The organism is Subtercola boreus (assembly GCF_003399635.1).
Taxonomy (GTDB): domain Bacteria; phylum Actinomycetota; class Actinomycetes; order Actinomycetales; family Microbacteriaceae; genus Subtercola; species Subtercola boreus_B.
On record NZ_NBXB01000009.1, the window covers coordinates 1 to 8,468 of the forward strand.

9 protein-coding genes and 1 pseudogene are annotated in these 8,468 nt (G+C 62.9%); 6 read left to right on the forward strand and 4 right to left on the reverse strand.

The features are described from left to right. Both B7R22_RS02230 and B7R22_RS02235 read left to right on the forward strand, forming a co-directional pair. On the forward strand, positions 1 to 1,282 hold a 1,282-nt coding region (locus tag B7R22_RS02230; protein WP_216363367.1), incomplete at its 5' end, for a hypothetical protein. Between the two features lie 239 nt (positions 1,283 to 1,521). After that, on the forward strand, positions 1,522 to 1,911 hold the full coding sequence (locus B7R22_RS02235) for a DUF1622 domain-containing protein (RefSeq protein WP_116410200.1): 390 nt from the start codon (positions 1,522 to 1,524) through the stop codon (positions 1,909 to 1,911). Between the two features lie 206 nt (positions 1,912 to 2,117). Here the strand turns inward: B7R22_RS02235 and B7R22_RS02240 are convergent, their stop codons facing one another. The 3 genes from B7R22_RS02240 to B7R22_RS02250 form a co-directional block, all read right to left on the reverse strand. Continuing rightward, a complete protein-coding gene (locus B7R22_RS02240) occupies positions 2,118 to 2,906 on the reverse strand; it encodes a DUF2382 domain-containing protein (RefSeq protein ID WP_116410201.1) in 789 nt (262 codons plus the stop codon). Positions 2,907 to 3,047: 141 nt separating this feature from the next. Next, the gene (locus tag B7R22_RS02245) at positions 3,048 to 3,755 is read right to left on the reverse strand and encodes a hypothetical protein (RefSeq protein WP_253258837.1); all 708 of its coding nucleotides are present in this window, start codon (positions 3,753 to 3,755) and stop codon (positions 3,048 to 3,050) included. Between the two features lie 47 nt (positions 3,756 to 3,802). Next, positions 3,803 to 4,243: a DUF2382 domain-containing protein gene (locus B7R22_RS02250; protein WP_116410202.1), complete on the reverse strand. Its 441-nt coding sequence runs from the start codon at positions 4,241 to 4,243 to the stop codon at positions 3,803 to 3,805. 397 nt (positions 4,244 to 4,640) lie between these two features. On the opposite strand from B7R22_RS02250, the gene B7R22_RS02255 reads away from it, so the two are divergent. The 4 genes and pseudogenes from B7R22_RS02255 (at position 4,641) to B7R22_RS02270 (ending at position 7,602) form a co-directional block, all read left to right on the forward strand. Next, positions 4,641 to 5,432 (forward strand): CsbD family protein, encoded by a 792-nt coding sequence (locus tag B7R22_RS02255; protein WP_116410203.1) that lies wholly within the window; start codon positions 4,641 to 4,643, stop codon positions 5,430 to 5,432. Beyond that, complete coding sequence (locus tag B7R22_RS02260; RefSeq protein ID WP_116410204.1) at positions 5,429 to 5,839, forward strand: phage holin family protein; 411 nt, start codon at positions 5,429 to 5,431, stop codon at positions 5,837 to 5,839. Before B7R22_RS02255 ends, B7R22_RS02260 begins: the two co-directional genes overlap by 4 nt. Next, positions 5,836 to 6,402, forward strand: coding sequence for a DUF3618 domain-containing protein (locus tag B7R22_RS02265; protein ID WP_116410205.1), 567 nt, complete (start codon positions 5,836 to 5,838; stop codon positions 6,400 to 6,402). The genes B7R22_RS02260 and B7R22_RS02265 overlap by 4 nt, the downstream gene beginning before the upstream one ends. A 96-nt stretch (positions 6,403 to 6,498) precedes the next feature. Further along, positions 6,499 to 7,602: pseudogene (locus B7R22_RS02270) on the forward strand (YihY/virulence factor BrkB family protein). 396 nt (positions 7,603 to 7,998) lie between these two features. Here B7R22_RS02270 and B7R22_RS20160 read toward each other — a convergent pair. Next, entirely contained in the window at positions 7,999 to 8,208 is a 210-nt protein-coding gene (locus tag B7R22_RS20160) for a DUF6766 family protein (protein WP_367379171.1), read from the reverse strand. Between the last annotated feature and the right edge of the window lie 260 nt (positions 8,209 to 8,468).

Genomic DNA, 8,468 nt, shown 5'->3' on the forward strand with positions numbered 1-8,468 from the left:
GGCGCTTAACGCGTCCGGGTACAAAACAGAAGTGGGCAGAACTCGTGGCCACCAGTGGGCAGATCCCCTGGCCACCAGCGGGCAGAACTACTGGCCGCCTACGGGCAGTTTCACATGGCCGCTAACAAGTACTTCCAGCCGATGCACTGGCTGGAACATACAGCAGCGTCATAACACACTCCGTCAGCTGAAAATGGGGCGCTCGTGGCTCCGTCACATTCTTTCGATGAAGGGAGGCATCTTGGCGCTGGCTGTGGTGGTGGCGCTGGCGGCCGCCACCATTTCTCCGCCCCCCGCGGCCGCCCTCGCGCACGGAGTACCACCCGCTGACGTGCAGCAGTGTTCATCCGCACGCGTCGACGCCGCAGAGCCAGGCAGCGTGGGTGTGCGTCTGGTCGATATTCCCGCCGACGCCGCAAATGATCCGAGGGCCCATCAATACATTGTTGATAATGTGGCGCCGGGAACAACCATCCAGCGCCGCGTGGAAATTTCCAACACGACCACCTCGACGCTCAAGGTCGCGGCATACCCCGACGCCGCCACGATCACGGATGGTGCGTTCGTCGGAGACGCGGGGCACGTTGCCAACGATCTGACGTCGTGGACGGCCTTGAGTTCCAGTGCCCTGCAAATCCCTCCCGGCGGCGCTGAGCAAACAACCGTGACGATCTCGGTACCGCCTGACGCGGCACCCGGTGAGCAGTACGCCGTCATCTGGGCCGAGGTGAGCGGCACGAACGACGGTGCAATTGCTCAGAACAGTCGCGCCGGCATCCGAATCTACCTCTCTGTCAGCGGGAACAACCCGCCAGCCAGTGCCTTCACCGTGGACACCCTGACAGCGCAACGGGACGCGAACGGAGAAGCTGTGGCACAGGCGCAAGTGCACAAAACAGGCGGCCGGGCACTCGACATGTCAGGAACGCTCACGCTCTCGAAAGCAACCGGTTCGCTCACAGCCGGCCCGTACTCCGCGACTCTCGCAACCACGCTAGCGCCCGGTCAATCCGAACCGGTGACAATCCTCTTGTCCGACTCTGTGGACAACGGACCATGGAACGCAACCATCGATCTGCAGAGCGGCCTCTTGCACGAAAATTCGCAGGCGCAGATTACGTTCCCCGACGGCCCCGGCAGCGCACCTGCTGCGACCACCACCCTCGTAGCCAGCCCCGATCCGTCAACGACTATTCTCATCGTGGGCCTAGCTACCGCGTCAGCACTGGTCATAATCGTGCTGGCCCTACTTCTCCTAGCCCAACGGCGAAAGAAACGGTGAATCGGCGCCGCCGTATGCTCACTGCCGCTGCCTGATGAATCCGTTCGGCGAGTTCGCCGGCGGTTTCGGCGCCGTAGGCTTCGCGGATCGCCGGGAGAAGGCGGTAGCCGGTGTAGGGGCCGAGATCCATAGTGGTGTCCCTCGGAGACGGTCTTGCTGTGTTGTAGTTTCATCATGAACACACCCGTCGCTTTCCGACAGGGGTTGCAAGATGATTCGGGTTCTGTCTGTCTAGAGGCATGCATTTTCAGAACATCGTCGAATTCGCCGGCTCGCTCATCGATGGCGCAGGGGTGCTGATCATCGTGGGGGGTGCGGCGATCTCGACCGTGCTTGTACTGATCAGGACTATCCGGAACCAACGGCCTGTGTATCGCGCATACCGGCAGTACCTCGGCCGGTCGATCCTGCTCGGCCTCGAGTTTCTCGTCGCGGCCGACATCATTCGCACGGTAGCGGTGACGCCGACACTCGACGGTGTCGCGGTGCTCGCGGCGATCATCCTGATTCGTACCTTCCTGAGTTTCTCGCTCGAACTCGAGATCACGGGAAGATGGCCATGGCAGACCAGAAGGGCACCATCCGCAGAGACGGACCCTGCGCTGGGTTCGGAGGGCGCCGCGGGCTGAATCCCGGCCTCGCGAACAGGATCCAGCCCCGTTCTGTTACCGGAGGATCGGGTAGACGCGCCACCGACATGCAAGATCGCGAATCCGAACTATGGGTCGGTTTTACATCTGGTAACCCGCTTCTTGAGTGTGTCGGCCTACTCGAACGCGTCTTTCACGTTCTCGCCAGCCTCTTTCACGTTGGCCGAAGCCCCATGGTATTCTCCTTAGATGGTGTCGCGAGTATCGCGATCGGTGGTGCGGGTGGCGTCTCCGTCGAGTTCGATCTGTTCCTTGCGGACGTCTTCGGTGACCTGCTGGTTCTCGGTGACGGTCTCGGTGTCGAGGCGTACGCGTTCGACGGGCACAGCCTCCTTCTCGACGACAGGACGCTCTTCGGTCAGAATCACTTCGTGCTCTTCCTCCGAGATGGCCGGGCCGTCGAAGGCGTCACCGGCGTTGGCGTCGGTGATCGGTTCGCGCTCGAGGCGAACCTCTTCGTGGGAGACCGGAACACTGACGGTCTGCTGCTCGGTAGTGACGTATTTGCGCAGGCGCGCGCGTCCAGCCTCGACCTTCTCGGTTCCGACGTGAAGCTGCTCCTCGGAGCGCGTCATCGCGTCGTCGGTGTTCGGGCCTGACGTGTCGTGGCCGGCAGAGGTTTCGTCGTTGTTCCCGTCGGGGCGGGTGTTGACGTAGCCGGTTCCGCCGGTGCCGTAGTAGCGGTACAGCTGCTCCTCGTCGTCGGCCCCGAGGGTGCCGTCGTTTTCGACGCGCGGGGCGTCTTTGACGAAGGACTTCTCGTAGGGAACGGTGAGGTTCTCGCCGTCGAATTCGGCCCGGTCGATCGGGATGAACGATTCGGAGGTACCGAACAGTCCGGTGCTGACGGTGACCCAGGTGGGGTGATTGTCGGTGCCGTCGAGGTAGACCTGCCCGACGGTGCCGATCTTGTCACCATCCGTGCTGAGGACCTTGGCTCCCTGCAGGGCGCCAAGGTTGCTGTTGTCGATCATGCTGATTCCTTCGTTTGGCGAAGCCTTTCGCGCCGTTTGGCTACGAATCACGGGTGTTACGCTACGTTCGAAGGTTGGCTGATACAGCCCGTTTACAACGGCGTTCAGCTGCGTATACTCACGACCCAGCCAAAGGCAGCGTCAGCGGCCGAGCCCGGCACGGTCGACCTTGCGGTGGAACCGCATGCCCGCGAGGCCGCCGAGGATGGCGCCCGCGAGACTGGCGACAGCGACGACGACAAGGGTGATGATGCCCGTCACGGTCAGCGTTCCCTCGTCGATCGGGATTCGGGGGTAACTGTTCAGGTTGCCGAGGATGTTGTACTGGCTGCCTGCGATCGCGGCGATGATGGCGACAACGATCGCGATCACGATGGCCCACAACCACACGAACAGGCCCTGCTTGGCACCGTTGAATCGCGCCATCCGGCCGGCGACGTATCCGCCGGCGAAGTAGGCGACGAACAGCACGACGAGCAGCGCGATCGCTCCGATGATGCCGACCGTGTTGGCGTTCTCCGTCGCCGCCTGTGCCACCTGAGCGGTATTGCCGTTCGCATTTCCGAGGCCGACCGCGGCGCCTGTCGCGGCGACGAGGGCGGTGAGGATGACCGCGGTGCCCGTCGCTGTCAGCCAACCGAAGAACGCCGATCCGATCTTCACGCCGCCGTACTTTTCCTTCTCACGTTCGAGCACCTCTTCCCGGTGGCTGCGCTGGTCTTCCGCCGCCACAGCGGACGCGCCCGAGGTGCTACGCCCGTCGGGTGCGGTGGTCGCGTCGGCGGAATCGGCTGCCGTCTCCGCTTTACCCAGCCTTCTACTGTCAGGGGTGTTCGATGGTGTGCTCATGGTCTTCTTCTCTTTCTCGGATCGGGTTGGCGTAGTAGCGCGGTTGGTCACACGTCTCGGTGGGTGGCCGAGCCGGTGGTGTCGAGAGCGATCTTCTCGGTGCGAACGTCTGCGGTGACGGTCTCGGAGTCGACCACCCGGTGTCTTACCAGGCGTACCCGTTCCACCGGCACGACTTCGGTGGAGATTACGACGCTCTCTTCATGCAGCACCATCGTGATGTCGGGAACGTCGACGCTGGTGTCAGTGCCGGGTGGCAGCGCGCTTTCCTCGGTGAGCGGTTCGGTGATGAGGCGCACCTCTTCGCGCCGGACCTGAACGGTGAACGTCTGCGTCTCGGTGACGATCACTTTCTTCATTGTGACCCTGTTCACGGGGACGGTGCGGGTCGAGACGTGCAGCACTTCTTCCGAACGGATGATTTCCGGCAGATCCTGGCTGGGCGCAGTGGCACGGTCTCGGGTGTCTGCCGTCTCGTTATCGAACATGCTCACAGCATGCGCGCAGCAGCGCCACTTAGCTACCCCGTTGACTCCTGAACGACGGATCCTCTGTTGGACGCTCCGATCGGCAACCGGATCACGACACCGAGGCCCAACAGCGGACGGCTTGTTACATCCTCCGGAATGCTGCTGCCCAGGGCAACGAAGAAGGAGGACAGACCGTCATCACATCTCGAGGTCTCGCGTCGGCAACACTGATCGCCGTGCAGGTGGTAGCCAGACAGTCCCGTTGGGACGCCGCGGAGACCTCATAGTCGTTGTGCTCACTTTTGGACAGTCCCTTTTCAGAAATTTTTCGGTAGAGGAAACTCAGGATCGGTCACCGATGGCGCACCGAGTGTCACATTTTTGTTCACCCTGAACGTCCAACGAAAGGAAACTCATGAGTGACATCTACGACGAGATCTCGTCGACAACTCCTCCCACACCCGCCGCATCTCCCTCGTCCCCCCCGGGCGACAAGGTCGAGGCCGCCAAGGAGCAGGCCGGGCAACTGAAGGAGCAGGCGCTCGACTCCAGCGCTAAAGTCACTGGCACTGCGAAGAACGAAGCCGCGAATGTGGTTGGCGAGGCCAAGGCACAGGCCAAGGACCTGTTTGCGCAGACGCAGAGCGAGTTGAAGGACCAAGCGGGTGTGCAGCAGCAGCGGGTGGCAGCGGGTCTGCGTTCCGTGTCCGACGAGCTCGGCAGCATGGCGAACAGTTCCGAGGGTGGCGGTGTCGCCTCCGAGCTGGTGCAGCAGGCAGCATCCCGGGCCGGCAGCATCGCGACCTGGCTTGAGGGTCGCGACCCCGGCTCGCTGCTCAGCGATGTGCGGTCCTACGCCGCCCGCAAGCCCGGAACGTTCATCGCTGCCGCGGCGATCGCCGGCCTCCTCGCTGGCCGCCTGACCCGCAGCCTCGTCGCCAACACGGCCGATGAGAAGGCAGCCGAGAAGGAAGCCGAGTCGACGAGCACCCCGGAGTTCGCCGATGTGGTCACCACCGCATCCGCTCCCACCCCTGCGTATGCGCCCGCCGAGCCGACCTACGTCGCACCCGTCGTGCCCTCAGCGCCCGCGACCACGGCATACACGGCCGCCGATGCTCACGCGAACTTCGACGACCTCGTCGCCCCGACCGGGACAACGAGTGCGCCCACGGGTACCGACTTTTACTACGGTGACCACGCATGACAGACACACCCTCAGGCCAGAAAGCCGCGAACACTTCGCTGGGTGACCTGCTCGGTGAGGTGACCCGAGACGTCTCCACCCTGATGCGGCAGGAAATCGAGCTGGCAAAGGCGGAGCTGAAGCAGACGGCCAGCCGCGCCGGCAGGGGCGCAGGGCTGTTTGGTGGGGCCGGGTACGCCGGCCACATGACGATCCTGTTCCTCTCCGTCGCGGCGTGGTGGGGACTCGGTCACCTGGTCGACAACGGCTGGTCTGCGCTGATCGTGGCAGGTGTCTGGGCGATCGTCGCCCTCGTCCTGTTCCTGAACGGCCGCAAGGAACTCAAGACAGTAAAGGGTGTGCCGCAAACGGTTGACACCCTGAAAGAAATCCCTGAGACACTGAGACGGAATGAGGAAAACCGATGAGCGACAACCCCGACGAGATCCGCCGGAACATCGAAGCGACCAGGCAGGAACTCAGCGGCAACGTCGACGCCCTCGCCGACAAGGTCGACCCCTCCAAGATCGTCGACCGCCAGACCGAGAAGGTCAAAAGCGCGTTCGGCGGCGTGAAAGACCGCATCATGGGTGCCGCGTCCGACGCGCACAACAGCGCGGGCTCGGCGACCGACTCCGTGTCGGAGGGCGGTCAGAAGGTGGCCGCCAAGGCGCAGGGCAATCCCCTCGCCGTCGGCCTGATCGCGTTCGGTGTGGGTTGGCTCGCGTCATCCCTGATCCCGGCGAGCACGAAGGAGAAGGAGCTGGCTTCCGACATCAGAGAGAAGGCTCAGCCCTTGGTCGATCAGGTCACCAATGCGGCGAAGGATGTCGCCGGCAACCTCAAGGAGCCGGCCCAGGATGCCGCGACAGCAGTGAAGGACACAGCGACCGACGCGGCGGCTTCGGTCAAAGAGGAGGCGACCGGCGCCGTCTCCGATGTGAAGGACCAGGCCGCCGACGCCAAGCATGCCCTTCAGGACGAGAACTAGCACGCACCTGCACGAAGGGAGGGCCGCGCACTGCGGTCCTCCCTTCGTCACTTCACAGACCCTTCGTCACTCGACTTCACGGAGAGAGCATCAGCAGTGGCCGAACAGACAGCTTCAGAAAAATCACGAACTGCCCCGAACCCTGACGATGACCGCAAACCGGACTCACCCACCGAGCTGAAGAAACCCTCGTAGAAGTACGTGCTTCGAAAAACTGCTCGCGAGTTTGGATCCGACCAGTGCACCGACATCGCGGCCTCGCTCACGTACTATGCGGTGCTGTCGATTTTTCCGGCGCTTCTCGCGCTGGTCTCGATCCTGGGCGTCATCGGACAGGGCCAGCAGGCTATCGACACTCTCCTCGGCACCTTGCAGGGCATGGCATCGGCGTCGACGATCGACACGATCCGGGGCCTGCTAGAGCAATTTGCCAGCTCCCCCGCGGCAGGCTTCGCGTTGATCTTCGGCATCATCGTCGCGATCTGGTCGGCCTCCGGTTACGTCACCGCCTTCAGCCGAGGGATGAACCGCATCTACGAGATCCAGGAGGGTCGTCCGTTCTGGAAGCTCAAGCCGGTCCAACTGCTCGTGACGGTCATCGCGATCGTGCTGATCGTGATCATCGCCGTGATCCTCATCGTGTCGGGCCCGATCACCGAGTCCGTCGGCAACGCTCTCGGCCTGGGCGGCACGGCGCAGGCCGTCTGGTCGATTGTGAAGTGGCCGGTGCTCGCGGCCGCCGTCGTGTTGATCATCGCCGTTCTCTACTATGCGACGCCGAACGCAAAGCAGCCGAAATTCCGGTGGATGAGCATGGGCGCCCTCCTCGCGCTGATCGTGCTGGTCGTGGCATCCGTGGCCTTTGGCTTCTACGTGACCACGTTCGCGAACTATGCGAAGAACTACGGGTCCCTCGCGGGCGTCATCGTGTTTCTGCTTTGGCTGTGGATTGCGAACATGGCGCTGCTCTTCGGTGCAGAGTTCGACGCGGAGCTCGAGCGCGGCCGCCAGCTGCAGGCCGGCATCGAGGCTGAGGAGACGCTGCGGCTCCCGCCCCGCGACACGAAGAAGAGCGACAAAGCTGAGAAGAAGGACGAGCAAGACCTCGAAGCGGGCCGGCTCATCCGCCAGAATGCGAACTCAGACTCCTCTGCTGGAAGCAATGAGCAGATACCGAAAAGCAAACGGTCAAGGAACTGAAACGGTCCCAGCCATCATCGTCATCGACCCTGTCGAGAAGTGAAAGGCGCTGCTCAATCCAAGCGCACTTCCTCGGTCGAGTACGGCGACGAGCGCAGATGCTCTGACAGGCACCGAGCACGGGCAGTTCCACCAACGCTGTCCGTGCCAGTGTTCAACGCACTGACTGACGAGGATCGTATGAGCCGGTGCGGTGTCGGACGTGGGTGCACGCGATCGGAGTTAGCTTTCCTCCCGCGAGAAACACCAGTCCGCTAGCGCTCGACGACCATTGCGCACTTTTTGAATCCGGCTCGCCCGTGCCTAGATAGATGCACCGCGGGCCGGCATCTGGCCCCGTAGTGGTGAGCTTCACATGCAGGCCCCGGTCGTGACGTGTGACGGTGGAACTCGATGTCAGTTGCCAGTTTCGGCGTGCGGCGCCCTGACTTCCTTCGATTCGGGCGAGCCCCGCTGGCGGAGGAAGACGGAGAGAATTAGCTGCGACGAAGTACGCCAAACCGAAAGCGATCCGCCCGAGGTACGTGACAAAAACAGTTCGCACGTCAGTCTCCCTTCACGATGCACTCGAAAGGTGCACCCCGGTCGGTGTGCTGCCTGCCGCACGAATGCTCGACCGACTGCCGGAGTCGGTCAGAAACACGGTGTCGTTCTGCAATTTAATGAACGCCACCCTCCCAGAGTGGCGCCACCGCTCGCGTGTCGCATGGTTGGCTACTTCGATGCCCCGCACGGATTGGGTGACGTCCCTGTGAGTGGTGGGGTTTCGGGTTCTTGAGCGTTGCATCGTCGACGTGAGAAGCCACCGTGTGATGGTCAGTGAGAACCGACTAAAACTCTCACGCAAAGGACACCACACGATGGCT